The 18168-nt window shown below is 66.9% G+C and carries 16 protein-coding genes; 14 read left to right on the forward strand and 2 right to left on the reverse strand.

Annotation, left to right across the window (positions count from 1 at the left end; translation table 11 throughout):
- The first annotated feature begins 502 nt into the window (after positions 1–502).
- The 8 genes from A2X88_04575 (at position 503) to A2X88_04610 (ending at position 7208) form a co-directional block, all read left to right on the forward strand.
- Entirely contained in the window at positions 503–1306 is an 804-nt protein-coding gene (locus A2X88_04575; GenBank protein OGP34729.1) for a 4-hydroxy-tetrahydrodipicolinate reductase, read from the forward strand.
- Between the two features lie 4 nt (positions 1307–1310).
- Positions 1311–2075, forward strand: coding sequence for a 2-hydroxyhepta-2,4-diene-1,7-dioate isomerase (locus A2X88_04580; protein ID OGP34730.1), 765 nt, complete (start codon positions 1311–1313; stop codon positions 2073–2075).
- A gap of 30 nt (positions 2076–2105) precedes the next feature.
- On the forward strand, positions 2106–3275 hold the full coding sequence (locus A2X88_04585; protein ID OGP34731.1) for an LL-diaminopimelate aminotransferase: 1170 nt from the start codon (positions 2106–2108) through the stop codon (positions 3273–3275).
- A 25-nt stretch (positions 3276–3300) separates the two neighbouring features.
- The gene (locus tag A2X88_04590) at positions 3301–3780 is read left to right on the forward strand and encodes a 2-amino-4-hydroxy-6-hydroxymethyldihydropteridine diphosphokinase (protein OGP34732.1); all 480 of its coding nucleotides are present in this window, start codon (positions 3301–3303) and stop codon (positions 3778–3780) included.
- A complete protein-coding gene (locus tag A2X88_04595; GenBank protein OGP34733.1) occupies positions 3777–4340 on the forward strand; it encodes a hypothetical protein in 564 nt (187 codons plus the stop codon). The genes A2X88_04590 and A2X88_04595 overlap by 4 nt, the downstream gene beginning before the upstream one ends.
- A 212-nt stretch (positions 4341–4552) precedes the next feature.
- Positions 4553–5332: an IclR family transcriptional regulator gene (locus tag A2X88_04600; protein OGP34734.1), complete on the forward strand. Its 780-nt coding sequence runs from the start codon at positions 4553–4555 to the stop codon at positions 5330–5332.
- Positions 5333–5439: 107 nt separating this feature from the next.
- Positions 5440–6069, forward strand: coding sequence for a hypothetical protein (locus tag A2X88_04605; protein OGP34735.1), 630 nt, complete (start codon positions 5440–5442; stop codon positions 6067–6069).
- Positions 6066–7208 carry an acyl-CoA dehydrogenase gene (locus A2X88_04610; protein ID OGP34736.1) on the forward strand — a complete coding sequence of 381 codons (1143 nt, stop codon included), beginning with the start codon at positions 6066–6068 and terminating at the stop codon, positions 7206–7208. Before A2X88_04605 ends, A2X88_04610 begins: the two co-directional genes overlap by 4 nt.
- Here the strand turns inward: A2X88_04610 and A2X88_04615 are convergent.
- Both A2X88_04615 and A2X88_04620 read right to left on the reverse strand, forming a co-directional pair.
- Positions 7195–8781 carry a hypothetical protein gene (locus tag A2X88_04615; protein ID OGP34737.1) on the reverse strand — a complete coding sequence of 529 codons (1587 nt, stop codon included), beginning with the start codon at positions 8779–8781 and terminating at the stop codon, positions 7195–7197. The two genes, A2X88_04610 and A2X88_04615, sit on opposite strands and share 14 nt — an antisense overlap.
- A gap of 184 nt (positions 8782–8965) precedes the next feature.
- A complete protein-coding gene (locus tag A2X88_04620; GenBank protein ID OGP34738.1) occupies positions 8966–10984 on the reverse strand; it encodes a hypothetical protein in 2019 nt (672 codons plus the stop codon).
- A gap of 129 nt (positions 10985–11113) precedes the next feature.
- Between A2X88_04620 and A2X88_04625 the strand changes: the two genes are divergently transcribed.
- The 6 genes from A2X88_04625 (at position 11114) to A2X88_04650 (ending at position 18162) form a co-directional block, all read left to right on the forward strand.
- A complete protein-coding gene (locus A2X88_04625; protein ID OGP34739.1) occupies positions 11114–11881 on the forward strand; it encodes a hypothetical protein in 768 nt (255 codons plus the stop codon).
- A 34-nt stretch (positions 11882–11915) separates the two neighbouring features.
- Complete coding sequence (locus tag A2X88_04630; protein ID OGP34740.1) at positions 11916–12332, forward strand: hypothetical protein; 417 nt, start codon at positions 11916–11918, stop codon at positions 12330–12332.
- Between the two features lie 45 nt (positions 12333–12377).
- Positions 12378–13769, forward strand: coding sequence for a glycolate oxidase subunit GlcD (locus A2X88_04635; protein OGP34741.1), 1392 nt, complete (start codon positions 12378–12380; stop codon positions 13767–13769).
- The gene (locus A2X88_04640; GenBank protein ID OGP34742.1) at positions 13766–15028 is read left to right on the forward strand and encodes a hypothetical protein; all 1263 of its coding nucleotides are present in this window, start codon (positions 13766–13768) and stop codon (positions 15026–15028) included. Before A2X88_04635 ends, A2X88_04640 begins: the two co-directional genes overlap by 4 nt.
- A gap of 65 nt (positions 15029–15093) precedes the next feature.
- Positions 15094–16638: a methylmalonyl-CoA carboxyltransferase gene (locus tag A2X88_04645; GenBank protein OGP34743.1), complete on the forward strand. Its 1545-nt coding sequence runs from the start codon at positions 15094–15096 to the stop codon at positions 16636–16638.
- A gap of 12 nt (positions 16639–16650) precedes the next feature.
- Positions 16651–18162 (forward strand): acetyl-CoA carboxylase biotin carboxylase subunit, encoded by a 1512-nt coding sequence (locus A2X88_04650; GenBank protein ID OGP34744.1) that lies wholly within the window; start codon positions 16651–16653, stop codon positions 18160–18162.
- Positions 18163–18168 lie beyond the last annotated feature (6 nt).

The raw sequence follows: 18168 nt of genomic DNA on the forward strand, positions 1-18168 counted from the left end.
GTCCCCGGAAGGGTTTCGTCGCGAGACAAGGGAGACCCGAGGCGAGGCGGGCAAGCGCAGGAGCGAGCGCGGAGGCGTACGGTCAGTACGCCGCACAAGCGAGCGACGAGCACGCCCGACGCAGCCCGGGGATCGCTTGTCGCAGCAGAAAAGGCAGCCCTGGCGACCGGCGCCTGCGGCTCGGTCTGCACCGCCAGCCCTTTGTCGGACTCCCTGCGCCCGGCTCGGCGTACCGGAAGTACGCCTTCGCCGTGCTCGGTCGTCCTTCGCGGTCTGACGGCGCATCCGCTTCGCCTCGGCTGCCGACCCTTCCGGGGACAGGCCCCTCGCGCCAGCTTCGTTGCGCTTCTTGCGCAGGGGGGGACACTCTTGGTTTTCTCGCTGATCACACAAAGAGTGTCCCCCGCCATCCTCAGTCGCGCGCCTCGCTGGCGCGGCGCATCGACGCTCTCGGTGCCTCAAGCTATTTACGAGACGGTACACTAGGGGAGGAGACCCGGGCATGGCGAAGGTCGTGGTGTGCGGCGCGATGGGGAGGATGGGGAAGGCGATCCTCTCGGTGCTCGCGGGCAGCCCCCGCGTGTTCTCCCTCGCGGCCGCGGTGGAAACGCCGGGGCACCCGATGCTCGGACGGGACGCCTTCGAGGCCGCGGGGGCGGGGAAGGCCGGGATCCCGGTGACGGCGGATTTTCCCGGGGCGATCGCCGGCGCGGACGTGGCGATCGATTTCACCCATCCCGCCTCCTCCGTCGGCCACGCGCGGGAGGCGGCCTCCGCGGGGAAGCCGATCGTCATCGGGACCACGGGGCTCTCGCCGGAGCAGACCGGGGAGATCCGGGAGGCGGCGAAGTGGATCGCCTGCGTCCTCTCCCCGAACATGAGCGTCGGGGTGAACCTGATGTTCCAGGTGGCGGCGGACGTCGCGCGGACCCTCGGAGAGGAGTTCGACGTGGAGATCGTCGAGGTCCATCACCGCTTCAAGAAGGACTCCCCCTCCGGCACGGCGGTGAGGCTGGCCGACGCGGTGGCAGGCGCACTGGGGCGCGAGATGCGGGAGGCGGGCGTCTACGGCCGGCAGGGGATCGTGGGGGAGCGCACGAAGCGGGAGATCGGGGTCCTCGCGGTCCGGGCGGGAGACGTCGTGGGGGAGCACACGGTGATCTTCGGCGGGATCGGGGAGCGCTTCGAGATCACCCACCGTGCGCACAGCCGGGACACCTTCGCGAGAGGGGCGGTCCGTGCAGCCGGCTGGGTACTCGGCAGGCCCGCCGGCCTCTATGACATGAAATCGGTGCTGGGGCTGTAACGGGATGAAGATCGGGCGGTACGAATCGGACGGAAGGATTTCGTTCGGAATCGTCGACCCGAAAGGGGGGACCGTCCGGGAGATCGACGGAGCCCCGTTCGACGGGATCCGGGAAACGGGCGCAGTCCGGCGTCTTTCGGAGGTCCGCCTTCTCGCCCCTGTCGCTCCCACGAAGATCGTCGCGGTGGGGCTGAACTACCGGGACCATGCGAAGGAGATGGGGAAGAAGATCCCCGAGGAGCCGCTGATCTTCCTCAAGGCCCCCTCCGCCCTGAACCGTCCCGGCGGGGACGTGGTCTACCCGGCCGCCTCCCGCCGCGTGGACTACGAGGCGGAGCTGGCCGTCGTCATCGGGAAGAGGGCGAAGGACGTACGGGAAAGCGAAGCCCCCTCGGTGATTCTGGGGTACACCGGCATCAACGACGTGACCGCCCGGGACCTCCAGGCGAAGGACGGGCTCTACGCCCGCGCGAAGGGGTTCGACACCTTCGCCCCGCTGGGGCCCTGGATCGAGACGGAGCTGGACCCGTCCGGGCTTTCCGTCCGCTGCACCGTGAACGGCGTGGTGCGCCAGGACGGGAACACCCGGGAGATGGGGGCCTCGGTGTTCCGGCTCGTGGAGTTCATCTCGCACGTCATGACCCTCCTCCCGGGCGACGTCATCGCGACGGGGACTCCCCCCGGCGTGGGCCCCGTGCAGGTGGGCGACGAGATGACGGTCGAGATCGAGGGGATCGGCAGGCTCACGAACCGGATCGTCGCGCAGTAACGAAAACCAATCAAGGGAGACACCGCAGAGATGACCCGATTTACCCTGTCCGGGCGGATCCAGGCCCTTCCGCCCTACCTGTTCGCCGAGATCGACCGGAAGAAGCAGGAAGTCCGGGCCCGCGGAATGGACATCATCGACCTGGGCGTGGGAGACCCCGACCGCCCGACCCCGAAATTCATCGTGGACCGGATGAAGCGGGAGGCGGCCGTCCCGGCGAACCACCGGTATCCCTCGTACGAGGGGCTCCCGGCCTTCCGGGACGCGGCGGCAAAGTGGTACCGGCGGCGGTTCGGCGTTGCGCTGGATCCCGCCTCCGAGGTGGTCGCCCTGATCGGCTCGAAGGAGGGGATCGCCCACTTCCCGATGGCCTTCGTGAACCCGGGGGATGTCGTGCTCGTCCCCGACCCCGGGTATCCCGTCTACCACATCGCCACGATGTTCGCCGGAGGGAAGTCCCACCTCCTCCCCCTGCTGCGCGAGAACGGGTTCCTCCCCGAACTGGAGCGGATTCCCGCCTCCGCGCTGCGGAAGGCGAAGATCCTTTTCCTGAACTACCCGAACAATCCCACCTCGGCGGTGGCGGACCGGGCCTTCTACCGGAAGGTGCTGCGCTTCGCGGAGGCGCACGACCTGATCGTCGCGCACGACGTCGCCTATACGGAGATCTACTTCGGCGACGAGAAGCCGATGAGCATTCTCGACCTGCCGGGGGCGAAGAAGCGGTGCATCGAGTTCCACTCCCTCTCCAAGACCTACAACATGACCGGGTGGAGAATCGGGTTCGCGGTGGGGAACCCCGACCTGGTCGCGGGGCTCGGGAAGGTCAAGACGAACGTGGACAGCGGCGTGTTCCAGGCGATCCAGGGGGCGGCGATCGCCGCGCTGACGGAGGGGGACGCGGCGGCGGAAGCGATCCGGAAGGTCTACCAGGAGCGGCGGGACCTGCTGGTCCCGGGACTGCGCGCGCTGGGGCTCGACCCGGTCGACCCGAAGGCCACCTTCTACGTCTGGATCCCCGTGCCGAAGGGATACGGCTCGGCCTCCTTCTGCACCCACCTGCTGACCAACGCGGGGATCGTGACCACCCCGGGGAACGGGTTCGGCCGGAGCGGGGAGGGGTATGTCCGGATCGCCCTGACGCAGGAGAAGGGGCGGCTCCGGGAGGCGCTCGACCGGATGAAGCGGATCGGGTTCTGAACCCGGGGAAGGGGATCGCGGGCCGGTGTCGGAAGAGGTTCTCCTGCTCCTGGGAAGCAACCTGGGGCGCCGGGTGCGGCATCTCCGGGAGGGGATCGACCGGATCTCCCGGGAGGTCGAGGTGACCCGGGTCTCCGGGATCTACGCCGGGGAGCCGAGCGGCAGACCGCACCAGCCCTGGTTCCTGAACCTGGCGCTCCTGGGGACGACCGCCCTCCCGCCGGAGGAGCTGCTGGCGTTCGCCAAGGAGGTGGAGCGCGCCGGGGGACGCCGGGGGGCGGCCCGGTGGGGCCCCCGGGAGCTCGACGTGGACATCCTCCTCGTGGGCGGCCTTGTGATGAGGAAACCGCACCTGAAGATCCCACATCCCATGCTGGGGGAGCGGCGATTCTGCCTGATGCCCGCCGCCGAGATCGCCCCCGACAGGGCCGTCCCGCCGGGAGGGGAAACGGTGCGGGAGCTGCTCTCCCGATGCCGGGACACGCACGAGGTGACGCCTCTATGACGCTACGCACGGGCAGGATCCTGATCCTGGGAGTGGCGCTGGTTTCCCTGATCGTGGCGGGGGGATGCCGGAAGAAGGAGGCTCCGCGGGGAGGGGAGGGGGAGCCGATCCACCTCAACGCCCTCGCCGAGATCGAGAACTACAAGGAGATCCTGAGGCGGGACCCGAACAATCTCCAGGCCCGCATCAACATCGGGAATCTCTATTTCGACACGCGGCAGGACCTGTCGGCCATCGAGCATTACCGGAAGGCGCTCGAGCTGGACCCCCGGAACCCGAATGTCCGCACCGACATGGCGATCTGCTACCGGCGGAAGGGCGACCCCGACAGGGCGGTCGAGGAGCTGAAGAAGGCGATCTCCACCGATCCGCGCCACGCGCAGTCGCGATACAACCTCGGCGTCATCCTGATCCACGACAAAAAAGACATCGAGGGAGGGGTCCGCGCCTGGGAGGCGCTCCTCGAGAATGTCCCCGGCTATCCCTATCGCGATTCCCTGAAGATGGAAACCACCCGGATGCGGGCCCTGCTCGAGTCGATGAAGCCGAAGGGCAAGTAGTCCGGGTTCGCGCTCGAGATTCCTCCGGGAAAAACGACGAACAAACTTAATCCGTTCGCCGAGTTGCGCCCACACCGTGGCGTTTCCACCCCGGTTTCTTTCCCGAAAGGGACCCCCATTCCCATTTTGCTATTGACAGTATCGGCATCAGAGAATATATGTAACATTGTTTTGTTTGTTTCGATCCGGATCCCGCGCAGGGGGAGAATTCCATGGTGCGTCGTGACAAGTCGAACTATATCATCCAGTCCGTTTCCCACGCGCTCGATGTCCTCGAACAGTTTCGGGGGGAGCACGACGAACTGGGGGTCACCGAGCTCAGCAAAAAGCTGAAGCTGCATAAAAACAACGTGTTCCGGATTCTCGCGACTCTCCAGTCTCGCAACTACATCGAGCAGAACAAGGCCAACGAAAACTACCGCCTCGGGGTGAAGTGCCTCGAGCTGGGGCAGACCTTCATCCAGCAGAGGGGGATGCTCAAGCAGTCCAAGGCGATCCTCCGGGAGCTCGCCGAGAGCTCCGGGGAGACCAGCTACATCTCGCTCCTGCGGGGGAACGACGTCGTATACATCGACGCGGTGGAGACTTCCTCGACCGTGCGGGTCGTTTCCCGTCTCGGGTTGCACATGCCCACCCACGCGACGGCGGCCGGAAAGGCGCTGGTCGGGTTCGATTCCGAGGAGGAACTCCGGAAGCGGTTCGGGAAGGAGCTTTCCCGGCACACGGAAAACACCTTCCGCTCGTTCGACGATCTGCTGCGGGACCTCGAGAAGATGCGGGAGAGGGGGTATGCCACCGACCTCGAGGAGTTCGAGGATGGGCTCCGGTGCATCGCCGCCCCGGTGCGCGACTACACCCGCAAGGTGATCGGCGCGGTCAGCGTGTCCGGTCCCGCCAACAGGATGACCGACGAGCGGATCGAGCAGACGATCGCCCCCGCGGTGGTCCGCTCCGGGAAGGAGCTTTCCGCCCGTCTCGGGTACCGCGATTAGGAACGTTTCCGCGGTCGTTTTCCAGGCAGCCCTCCGGACCCTCTTGACATCGACCTCCCCCCTTGGTACCGTTTTTATTGAATGACGGTTCATTCAAGGGAGGCGCGATGGCCAGGCGGGGGCCACAGGGAGGCGGAACGGCGAAGCGGGTGCGGATCCTGCGCGCCGCCATCCGGATCTTCTCGCAGAAGGGGTTCTTCAACTCGAAGGTCTCGGACATCGCGCGGGCCGCGGGCGTCGCCGACGGGACCATCTACCTCTACTTCAAGAACAAGGACGACCTGCTCATTTCCCTGTTCGAGGAGAAGATGGGTGAGGTCGTAGCGGATGTCCGCGAGCGGGTTGCCCAGGGAACCGGGCCCCTGCATCGCCTGCGGATCTTCATCGAGAACCACATGGATCTCCTGGTGCGGGAGGCGGGGCTGATCGAGGTCATCCAGGTCGAGCTGCGCCAGAGCAACAAGTTCATGAAGGAGTATGTGCCGGTGAGGTTCCTGGAGTATCTCGACGTCCTCGGCGGGATCCTGGAGGAGGGGATACGGGACGGGACCTTCCGGGCGGACCTGAACGTGAAGACGGCCCGGCGCGCGATCTTCGGAGCGCTCGACGAGATCTCGCTGGCGCACGTGCTCTCGAAGAAAAAGAGATACCTGCCGACCGAGGCGGCCGCGGAGATCTACCGGATCTTCGCGGACGGCCTCTGCGCGGAAGGGACCCGGAGGGAGGAACGGAGATGATCGGATTCGATCTGACCCAGGAACAGGTCGCGCTCCAGGACATGGCTCGCAAGTTCGCGGCGAACGAGATCCGCCCCAGGGCGGCCGAGCATGACCATGCGGGGACCTTCCCCAAGGAGATCCTGGAGAAGGCCTTCGGGCTGGGACTGATGACCGGCTTCATCCCGGAGGAGTACGGAGGGCTCGGCCTCTCCGCGCTCGAGGCCTGCCTCATCGAGGAGGAACTGGGGTGGGGATGCTCCGGGATCACCACCTCGATGACCGCGAACGGGCTGGCGCTCTCGCCGATCCTGATCGCCGGGACCGACGAGCAGAAGAAGCGGTTCGTCACCCCCTTCGCGGAAACGCTGCAGTATGCCTCCTTCTGCCTGACCGAGCCGGGGGCCGGCTCCGACGCCGGCGCGATCGCGACGACCGCGAAGCCGGACGGCGACGGCTACATCCTGAACGGGCGGAAGTGCTTCACCACGAACGGCAGCTACGCCTCCCAGTACACGGTCTTCGCCTCCACCGACCGCTCCAAGGGGCACAAGGGGCTCTCCGCCTTCATCGTCCCCCGGGAGACCCCGGGAGTTTCCGCCGGAAAGAAGGAGGACAAGATGGGGCAGCGCGCCTCCGACACCGCGGACGTGCTTTTCGAGGACGTCCGGATTCCCGCCGGAAACCGGATCGGGAAGGAGGGTGAAGGGTTCAAGATCGCGATGATGACGCTCGACTACGCCCGCCCCACGGTTGCCGCGATGGCGGTCGGGGTCGCCCGGGCGGCCTTCGAGCTGGCGATGCAGTACTCCAAGGAGCGGGTCCAGTTCGGCGTCCCGATCGCCATGAACCAGGCGATCCACTTCATGCTGGCCGACATGGCGATGGATATCGAGGCGGCACGCCTGCTCACCTACAAGAGCGCCTGGCTCCTGGACCAGGGGAAGCGGAACACGAAGGAATCCTCGTTCGCGAAGGCCTTCGCGGCGGACCTCGCCATGCGGGTTACCACCGACGCGGTGCAGATCTACGGGGGCTACGGGTACATGAAGGATTACCCCGTGGAGAAGCTGATGCGGGATGCGAAGCTGCTGCAGATCTACGAGGGCACGAGTCAGATCCAGCGGATGGTCATCGCGAAAGAGATCATGATGCGGTAGCTTCGCGGCGGGAGAGGGCGAGGAGCGCGTCCGCCGCGGCTTCCGCCTCCTTCCTCCACGGGATCCCTGCGAGAAGCCGGTCCGGGATCCCGGAAGCCCCCCGGTAGGCCCCCGCGAGGCTTCCCGCCAGCGCCCCGTTCCCCTCCGCGTTGTGGCCGAGGTTCACCGCGGAGAGCACCGATTCCGCGAAATCCTCCGGCGTGCGCAGGAAACAGGCCCAGGAGAACGGGATCCCCTCCAGGGGAGACGGGCCGTTTCCCAGCAGCTCCCGGATCTCCTCGATATCCGCTCGCCGCAGCAGCAGCGCCGTAAGTTCCGTCCCGAGCTTCCGCCAGAGGGTGGGGGAGGGGCGGCCCGATTTTCCCCGTCCTCCCCTGTCCGGCTCGATCCCGGAAACGGCATGGGAGAGGGAGCGGCCGAACCCGATCACGTCGAGGCCGCCGGCGGGTGTGTGGAGAAGCCGCGCGATCGCCGTGGCCTGGGCGACGGATCCCGCGATGGAAGCCGCCGCAGGATGGGTGATCGCGGCCTCGATCCCGGCTTCCAGCCGCATCCTCCGGGAATCCCCTGCGCGCAGCAGGGCGAGCGGTGCGATCCGGGCGGCCGGCGCGCAACTCGGCTCCGGGTTTCCCGCCTCGAACCAGGGGTACCCCCGTTCCAGCAGGTTTCTCGCGAATTCCCCGCCGGAGCTCCCCCCCCCGCGGGATTCCGATGCGTAGGCCGCCGCGGCTGCATCCGGGTCGAGCATCTTCTCCCTGAGGAGGACCCTGGCGAGAAGCAGCAGGGAGGGGGAACCGGCGTCCGCCTCCGCAAGCCCTCCGCAGGATTCGATCCGCCCGAACAGCGCCTCGACGTCTTTCGGGGACAACCCCTGGGACCGCCGGCCGAGCATCTCCCCGATCCCGGCCCCCAGCAGGGCCCCCCGGAATCGGTCCCGGTACTCGATCCCCTCGACGAACGAGAGTGGAACCGGCTCTCCCTTCGACATGTAGGAGGGAACGGTTCCCTTCCGGACCAGGAAATGGTAGACGGCCTCCGGCTCCTTGCCGAAGAGCAGCGGCTGCTCCGCTTCGCGCTTCGCCTGACGGGAGGCCTTTCTCTCGGCGAGGAGGGCGATCGCGTGGAGCGTCTCCCAGAAGTCCTCGTTCCCCCTCCGGGGGATCCTGGGGAGGGATCGCGTCAGGCCGGCGAGGATCTCCGCGGGATCCTCGCCCGGCTGGGGCGGGGAGATCCTCTCCCCGTTGTCCGAAGGAACGGAAACCCCGGGCTCCCCGGATTCCTGGCGCATCGCTTTCCCCGCCCGGTCCCGCTCCTCCGCATCTCCCCGGACGGCGGGGTCCGGCTCCCGCCGTTCCTCCAGCGGAAACCCCCGGATGCAGAGCTCGAGGATCTTGCGGACCTGGGACGGGGGAAACCGCATCGCCCGGAGGACCGCAAGGAGCGTCTCCGCCCGGGGTACCCTTCCCCCGTACACGACCTGGCGGAGGAGCTCGTAGCTGAACCCGATTTCCGGGCGGTCCTGGTGGAACTTCTTGAGGGAGGGATACCCGAGGGATTCGATCCGTTTCTTCAAAATATCCGTGAGGATGAGTTTTTCAGAAGGAGGCATCGGTTCAGGTCGCTCCCCGGGGACTGGCGCTCCTGTTGTCCATGGTTACAAGAAGTATTGTACAAATACAAGTACAGGTGTCAATCAAAATAATAATATTGTACTAAGGCAAAGTTCGTTGTATGGACGGTTTCCGAGAAGGGCGGCGCTACAGGGATTCCGCCACGATCTCCGCGATATCCTTCGCCTGGACCGATTCCTCCAGGTCGTGGAACTTCACGGCGTCGTCGAACATGATCAGGCAGTAGGGGCAGGAGGAGACGGTCGTGTTCGCGCCGGTGCGCATCAGCTGGTCGAACCGGAGGTGGTTGATCCGCTTCCCCGGAAGCTCGAGCCACATCCCTCCTCCTCCCGCGCCGCAGCAGAAGGCGTTCTCACGGCTCTTGTCGGGCTCGTTCAGGGTGATCCCCGGGACGGAAAGCACCGCCTCCCGCGGAGCGTCGTAGAGGTCGTTGTGCCTGCCCAGGTAGCAGGAGTCGTGAAACGCCGCCAGCCGGTTGATCGGCTTCACGGGGGAGAGGCGCCCCTGCGCCACGAGATCCCGGATCAGGACCGAGTGGTGGATCACCTCGACGTTCACGCCGAACTGGGGGTACTCGTTCCGGAAGGAGTTGAAGCAGTGGGGACACTGGGTGATCACCTTCCGGACGTCGTAGGTCGAGAAGAGCTCGCGGATCCTCTCCACCATCCCGAGCTGGAAGAGCCCCTCCTCTCCCATTCTCCGGGCCGACTCGCCGCAGCAGAACTCCTCGGGACCCAGCGTTGCGTACTTCACCCCGGCGCGGTTCAGCAGGGAGACGATCGTCCGGGTCACCTTCTGGTTCCTCGGGTCGTAGGCCCCTGCGCAGCCGACCCAGTAGAGGTACTCGAACTCCTTCGTGTCCGAGGCGAACGGGACCGTAAGCCCCTTCGTCCACTGGACCCGGTCATCCTGGGGCAGCCCCCAGGGGTTCCCCGTGTCCCCCATCTTCCGGAGCGCGGTGCGCGCCGTGTCGGGAATCCTCGCGTTCGCCACGTATCCGCGGCGGACGTCCACGATCATGTCGATATGCTCGATCAGGACCGGGCAGGACTGCATGCAGGCCCGGCAGGTGGTGCAGGACCAGATCTCGTCCGGGGTGAGCACTTCCTTCGAGAAGTCCGGGACGACGGGTTGCCCGGTCTTCTTGTCCAGCACGGCGGCGGCGGGGACCAGACTCCAGTAGAGGTCCCGGCTCATCTGCTCCCTCGTCTTCAGGACCACGTCCCGCGGCGAGAGAGGCATCTCCGCGGCGTACGCCGGGCACTCGTCCTGGCACCGGCCGCACTTCGTGCAGGCGTCTGCGGAGAGCAGCTGCTTCCAGGAGAAGTCCCGGACCTCCACGACCCCCGGCTTCTCCTCCTCCTCGATCCCCGGGATCGGCTGGAGAGCTCCCTTCGGGCGGGAGGTCCGCAGGAAGATGTTCGCCACGCCGGCGCCCAGGTGGTACATCTTCGTGAACGGGATCGTGGCGAGGAAGCCGAAGGCGAGGAGCAGGTGGATCCACCAGAGGGCCCGGTGGGTGGACAGCAGCGGCTCGATTCCGCCTCCGCGGAAAAACGGGGCGATCGCGTTGGCGACGTAGGAGACGTTCGCTGCGGCCGGATTCGTCGCGGCGATCCGGGCCGCCTCGACCAGGAAACCGGTGGCGGCGATCGCGCCGATCAGGAGCAGCTGCAGGAGGTCGTCCCCGTCGCGGGTCAGCCCCTCCGGGCGGAAGAGGTATCGCCGTACAAGGGCCACCGCGATGCCGACCAGGAGCAGCAGCCCGAAGGTGGTCGTGAAGAGCTTGAAGACGATGTAGAAGTTCCCGTCCAGGATCCGCACGCCGAGGTCGAATTCGACCGCGACGAGACAGGTGGCGATGAAGAGGACGATGAAGGCGGAATAGATGGCGAGGTGCATCAGCCCGCCGATCTTCCGCTCCAGCACCTTCGTCTGCCCGAGCCCGATCCGCACGGCGTCGAGGAGGCGCGCGAAAAGGTCGTCCAGACGGTCCTCCCGCTCCGCGCGGCCCCGGAGGTATCCGCCGATCCGCTCGTACATCCCCCACGCGAAGACGAGCAGGACCACCCCGAACAGGGAGTACAGGATCACGGCGGCCGAGTGTGGGAGATTCCAGAGGATTTCGCGGCCGACGGTTTTCATGAACGCCTCCTTCCGGAAATTCGGCGGATAGTATACGCCGGAACCTCGGGGTGCGTCTCAAGACAATTCTTGGCGGGGGAGCGTTCCTTTTTTGGCTATACTGGAACGAATCTTTCCCGGAGGTCCGCCATGCCGGAAGCCGTCGTCGCGGGAAAGCAGGTGCACTACCAGGACACGATCCAGCCGGCCGGGCGCACGATCCTGTTCCTCCACGGTGCGGGGGGAACGCACCATTCCTGGCGGGACCAGTGGGCGGGGCTGAAGGGGACCGCGCGGCTGGTGATTCCCGACCTTCCCGGGCACGGCGGATCCCCGGGGCCGCCCCGGACGTCGATCGGGGAGTATGCCGCGTGGCTGCGGGAGTTCGTCCGGGAGGCGGGACTTGGGCGGTTCGTCCTCGCGGGCCACTCGATGGGCGGTGCGATCGCCCTGCAGGCGGCGCTCGACCGGATCGGGGGGCTGGAGGCGCTGGTGCTGGTGGCCACCGGGGCGAAGCTGAAGGTGAGCCCGGTCATCACGGACGGGATCGGGATGCGGTTCCGGGAATTCGCGCGGGAGCTGGCCGAGATGATGATGGCGGGGGCGTCCGCCCCCTACCTGAAGGAGGACGTGTCGAAGGACATCCTCTCCACCCGTCCGGAAACCTTCCTGTCCGATTTCCGGGCCTGCGACGGGTTCGACGTCCGGGAAAGGCTCGGGGAGATCCGCCTTCCCACCCTCGTCGTCGCCGGCGGCGAGGACCGGCTCACGCCGCTGCGGTACGCGGAATTCCTGGCCACGAGGATTCCGGGGGCGGTCCTGAAGATCCTCCCCGGAGCGGGGCACATGGTGGCGCTCGAGAATGCGTCCGAGGTCAACGACGTCCTCTCCGCCTTCGTCCACTCTCTGGGCGGGTGAGGGAACGGAACCGGGGGAAACGGAGAAGAGCCGTATGGCGATCCGCTGGACGGAAGATCTGGCCGTCGGGGTGGAAACGATCGACGGACAGCACCGGGACCTGTTCGACGCCGCCGCCTCGCTGATCGAGGAGGCGGGCCGGGGAGGGGGGACCGGCGAGGCCGCGAAGACGGTCGTCTTTCTCGAGGAGTATGTCCTGAACCACTTCGCCCTCGAGGAGCTTTACATGAAGCGACTGTACTACCCCGCGTTTCCTTCCCACAAGGCCGAGCACACCGCCTTCATATCCTACTTCTACGACCTGCGGGAGGCGATCGACCGCGACGGGGCCACCCCGGAGCTGGCGGTCCGGCTGGCCGACTGGATCGGCAGCTGGCTCGTGGAGCACATCGGCCGGCAGGACAGGGCGCTCGGGGCATTCCTGAAGAAGAGCCGCGGGCAGCGATCCTGACCCCGCCGCTCCTGCCGGATCCTCTCCTCGTGATACCATAATCCGATGGATGAACTTGCAATTTCCGCCCTCCGCGGGATCTTCGGGGGACGCCTCCGGACCTCCCGGGAAGAGCGGGTCTGCTATTCCTACGACGCCACGGGGAAGGAGCATCTCCCCGACGCGGTCGCCTTCCCGGAGACCGCCGAGGAGGTCCGCAGGGCGATCCTCCTCGCGAACGAGCTCCGCTTTCCGGTGATCCCCCGGGGGGCCGGCTCGGGGTTCTCCGGAGGATCGGTGCCGGTCCGCGGAGGGCTGGTGCTCTCCACGGAGCGGATGGACAGGATCCTGTCGATCGACGAGGAGAACCTGGTCGCGGTCGTCGAGCCGGGCGTGGTGACCGAGCGGCTGAAGGAGGAGGTGCGCCGCCGCGGCCTCTTCTACCCGCCCGACCCGGCCTCCCAGCGGTTCTGCACGATCGGGGGAAACATCGCCGAATGCGCGGGCGGGATGTGCGCGGTCAAGTACGGCGTCACGAGGGACTATGTCCTGGGGCTGGAGGCGGTCCTGGGGACGGGGGAGCTCATCCGCACCGGCGTCTCCACCGTCAAGGGGGTGGTGGGGTACGACCTCACCCGCATGCTCGTCGGGTCCGAGGGAACGCTGGGGGTCGTCACGAAGGCGACGCTCCGGCTGATCCCCCACCCCGAGACGGTCGAGACGCTGGTGGCCTTCTTCCGAAGCAACTCGGAGGGGTCGAGGGCGGTGGCCGGGATCGTCCGGGAGCGGATCGTTCCCTGCGCCCTGGAGATGATGGACCGCACGGCGATCGACTGCGTCCGGGAGGCGGCGGGGCTGCCGGTGCCGGAGGAAACCGGGTGCGCCCTGCTGATCGAGGTGGACGGTCCGGCGCATTCCACGGCGGCGGAGGCTGTCCGGGTGGAGGAGGCCTGCCTCCGGTTCGGCGCGGTCGAGGTCCGGAGGGCCTCCGACGCAGACGGGCGGGAGCGGCTGTGGAAGCTGCGCCGGTCGATCTCCCCCGCGCTCCGGAAGGTGAACCCGGTGAAGATCAACGAGGACATCGTCGTCCCGCGCAGCCGGCTCCCCGCGATGATGGACTTCCTGTCGGAGCTGGCGGTCCGGAAGAACCTGAAGATCGTCACCTTCGGCCACGCGGGGGACGGCAACGTCCACGTGAACCTGATGCTCTCCGGGACCGACCTGGAGGAACGCCGGAGGGCCGACGAGGCGGTGGCCGAGATCTTCCGAAAAACCATCGAGCTGGGCGGTACGATCTCGGGGGAGCACGGCATCGGGATCTCGAAGGCGCCGTTCCTCGAAATGGAGGTGGGGCCGCTCGGCGTCTCCGTGATGAAGCGGCTGAAGGCCTGCTTCGACCCGAACGGGATCCTGAACCCGGGGAAGATCTTCCCGGACGAGCAGGCGGTCAGGGCATGAAGGACGCAGGGATCGCCTCCCGGATCGCCGCCTGCTCGAAGTGCGGGACCTGCCGTACGGTCTGCACCCTCTATCCGGAGAGGAAGGCCGAGACCGCCGTCGCCCGGGGGAAGATCGCCCTCCTGGACGCGGCCTCCCGGGACGGGAAGGGGAGCGCGGAAAATCTCCGGGAGGCGCTCTCCGACTGCCTCCTCTGCGGGCGCTGCGAGCGGGGCTGCCCCAACCAGGTCCCCGTCGAAGAGATTCTCCTGAAGGGGAGGGCCGCCCTCGCGGAGGAACTGGGGATCCCGGCCTGGAAACGGGTCCTGTTCGGAAAGGTGATGGGCTCGGACACCGCGAAGGGGGCCGCGCGGGTCGCGGCGGCCGCCGGGCAGCGGCTCCTGCTCCGGAGAGTTCCCACCGCGAGCGGGCTTCACTACCGGTTCCCGGAGGCGTTCGGCCTTTCCGGGCGGACCCTGCCGGCCCTCCCGCGGGAGCATTTGACCGGCTCCCTCCTTCCGGGGGAGGCCGGGCGGGGGGAGGTGACCCTCTTCCCCGGCTGCGTCTTCGACCATGTCTTTCCCGAGGTGGGGCGGGCCGCCTACGAAACGATCCGGCGGTCCGGGAACAGCGTCTCCGTGTACCGCGGGGGGGCCTGTTGCGGGCTTCCCGCGATGGTCTCCGGCGACCGGGAGGCGGCCCTGGCGAACGTCGAGGAAAATGTCCGGCGCCTTGCGGACTCGGGGACCGGGAAGGTCGTCTTCCCCTGCGGCTCCTGCCTCCTGATGTTCCGGAGGAACATGTTCTATCTGCTGGAGGAGGACCACCCGCTGCGTCCCGCCGCCGAGCGGGTATCCGAAAGGTGCGAGGACTACGCCGGATTTCTCCTCTCGTCGGGGGCGCTCTCCCGCCTCCCGGAACCGGGGGCGGGTGGCGGAACCGTGGGCTACCACGACCCCTGCCACTTGTCGGGGACACTCGGGAAGGGGGAGGAGGCGCGGGAGCTGCTGCGCAGAACGGCGGGCGGCTCCTACCGGGAGATGGAGGGGGCCTCCCTCTGCTGCGGGTACGGCGGCACCTTCAACGTGCGCGACTACCCGACCTCCGGCCGGATCGGGGAGAACAAGGTCCTGCTCGCGCAGCGGGGGGGGACCTCCGTGATTGCGACCTCCTGCTCCGGCTGCATCCTCCAGATGCGGGACATGGCCGCCCGGTCGGCGCCCTCCCTTCGGGTGGTCCACCTCGCGGAGCTGGTTTTCCGAAAGATTTCCCGACGTTGACATCCCGCAAGGCGGGATGGTATGGAACGTTATCTCCGTTTCTCACACCGCCCGGGGGGGATCGCATGTCACTTCAGGGGAAGTTCGACGAGCTCCGCAGGAAGAATGCGCTCGCGCTGGAGGGGGGAGGCGGGAAGCGGATCGAGACGCAGCATGCCCAGGGCAAGCTCACCGCCCGCGAACGGATCGACCTTCTCCTCGACCCGAACTCCTTCGTGGAGCTGGACCGCTTCGTCCAGCACCGCTGCACCGATTTCGAGATGGAGAAGTTCCTGGGCGACGGGATCGTCACCGGGTACGGGCAGATCAACGGACGGCTCGTCTACCTCTTCGCCCAGGACTTCACCGTATTCGGCGGCTCCCTCTCGGAGACCTACGCGCAGAAGGTCTGCAAGATCATGGACCACGCCTCGCGCAACGGGGCGCCGGTCATCGGCATCAACGATTCGGGGGGAGCCCGGATCCAGGAGGGGGTTCAGAGCCTCGCCGGGTACGCCCACATCTTCCTGCGGAACACGCTCTATTCGGGAGTCGTCCCGCAGATCTCCGCCATCATGGGGCCCTGCGCGGGAGGGGCGGTCTACTCCCCGGCGATCACCGACTTCATCCTGATGGTGAAGAACACCTCCTACATGTTCGTGACCGGCCCCGACGTCATCAAGACGGTGACCCACGAGGAGGTCACCAAGGAGGCGCTGGGCGGTGCGATGTCCCATAACGAACGCAGCGGCGTCGCCCACTTCGCCGCCGAGGACGAGAAGGAGTGCCTGTTCCTGATCCGCGAACTCCTCTCGTTCGTTCCCCAGAACAACATGGAAGACCCTCCGGTCATCGCCACCAACGACCCCCCCGACCGGATGGACGAGAGCCTGAACCAGCTCGTACCGGACATCCCGACGAAGCCGTACGACATCCGGGACGTGATCAAGAAGGTGGTGGACGACGGCTATTTCTTCGAGGTCCAGGAACATTTTGCGAAGAACATCGTCATCGGCTTCGCGCGGATGAACGGCCGGCCCGTCGGGATCACGGCCAACCAGCCGGCGGTTCTCGCCGGCTGCCTCGACATCAACTCCTCGATCAAGGGAGCCCGGTTCGTCCGGTTCTGCGACGCCTTCAACATTCCCCTCCTTACCTTCGTCGACGTCCCCGGCTTTCTCCCGGGGAGCGGGCAGGAATACGGGGGGATCATCAAGCACGGGGCGAAGCTTCTGTACGCCTTCGCCGAATCGACCGTCCCGAAGGTGACGGTCATCACCCGGAAGGCGTACGGCGGGGCCTACGACGTCATGGCTTCCAAGCATATCCGGGGAGACGTGAACTACGCGTACCCGACCGCCGAGATCGCCGTGATGGGGCCGGAGGGCGCGGTGAACATCATCTTCCGGAAGGAGCTCGTCAAGTCGGACAATCCGGAGAAGACCAAGGCGGAGCTGGTGGCCGACTACCGCGAGCGCTTTGCCTCTCCCTACAAGGCGGCCGAGCTTGGGTTCATCGACGAGGTCATTTTGCCGGAAGAGACGCGCCCCAAGGTCATCAAGGCCTTCGAGATGCTCAAAAACAAGAGGGAATCCAATCCGCCGCGCAAGCACGGCAACATTCCCCTGTAGAGGAGGCCGGCCTTGTTCCAGAAAATCCTGATTGCGAACCGGGGAGAGATCGCAGTCCGCGTGGAGCGGGCCTGCCGGGAAATGGGGGTCCGGACGGTGGCGGTCTACTCCGATGTCGACCGGCACGCCCTCCACGTCCGGTACGCCGACGAGGCGTACCTCATCGGGCCGTCCCCCGCGTCGGAATCGTACCTCGTGATCGACAAGATCATCGACGTCGCGAAAAAAAGCGGCGCGGAAGCGATCCACCCTGGGTACGGCTTCCTGGCGGAGAACCCCGTCTTCGCCGAGCGGTGCGAAAAGGAGAAGATCAAGCTGATCGGCCCTTCCGCCCATTCGATGCGGACGATGGGGTCCAAGACGCTCGCCCGGAAGACGGTGCAGGCGGCGGGGGTTCCGGTGGTCCCCGGGACGCTGGAGCCGATCGCCACGGAGGAAGAGGTGTTCCGCGTGGCGAAGCAGATCGGGTTCCCGGTCATGCTCAAGGCCACCGCCGGCGGCGGCGGGAAGGGGCTTCGGCTGGTCCAGGGAGAGGGCGACCTGCGCTCCGCGCTGCGGATGGCGAAGTCGGAGGCGAAATCGGCCTTCAGCGACGATTCGGTCTACCTCGAGAAGTATATCGAGAACCCCCGGCACGTCGAGATCCAGATCCTCGGGGACCGGCACGGGAACTACGTCCACCTGTGCGAGCGGGAGTGCTCGATCCAGCGGCGTCACCAGAAGGTGATCGAGGAATCCCCCTCGGTGATCATCACCCCGGGAATCCGTGCGGCCATGGGGAAGGTGGCGATCGATGCCGCACGCGCGGTCCGCTACGAAGGGGCCGGGACGATCGAGTTCCTCGTGGACAGGAACCGGAACTTCTACTTCCTCGAGATGAACACCCGGCTCCAGGTCGAGCACCCGGTCACGGAGATGGTCACCGGGGTCGACATCGTCAAGGAACAGATCCGGATTGCCGCCGGCCTGCCGCTCTCAATCCGGCAGGAGGAGGTCCGGCAGGACGGGCACGCGATCGAGTGCCGGGTCTACGCCGAAGACCCCGACCGGAACTTCATGCCCTGCCCGGGGAGGATCACGTCGCTGCGGACGCCCGGCGGGCCCGGGGTGCGGGACGACTCCGGGGTCTTCGAGGGGTTCGAGATCCCGATCTTCTACGACCCGATCATCTCCAAGCTGATCGCCTGGGGGAAGACCCGCGAGGAGGCGATCGCCCGGATGAAGCGGGCGCTGCGGGAATATGTCGTGACGGGGGTCAAGACGACGATCCCCTTCCACATCCGCGTGATGAGCAACCGGCATTTTCTCGAGGGAACCTTCGACACGAATTTCATCGACAAGGTCTTCTTCAAGGAGGAGCGGGAGCGGGAACTCCCCGAGCCGGATGCCGCCCTGATCACCGCGGCGGTCCAGCTCTTCCTGGACGAGAGGAAGCGCGCCGTCGCCCGGCGGCCCGCGGAGGCGGGGGAACCGGTCTCGATGTGGAGATATTCCTCCCGCCCCGGCGTGCGGAAAACCCTGTAGGAGCGG

This window comes from Deltaproteobacteria bacterium GWC2_65_14, assembly GCA_001797615.1.
Taxonomy (GTDB): Bacteria; Desulfobacterota; Deferrimicrobia; order Deferrimicrobiales; family Deferrimicrobiaceae; genus GWC2-65-14.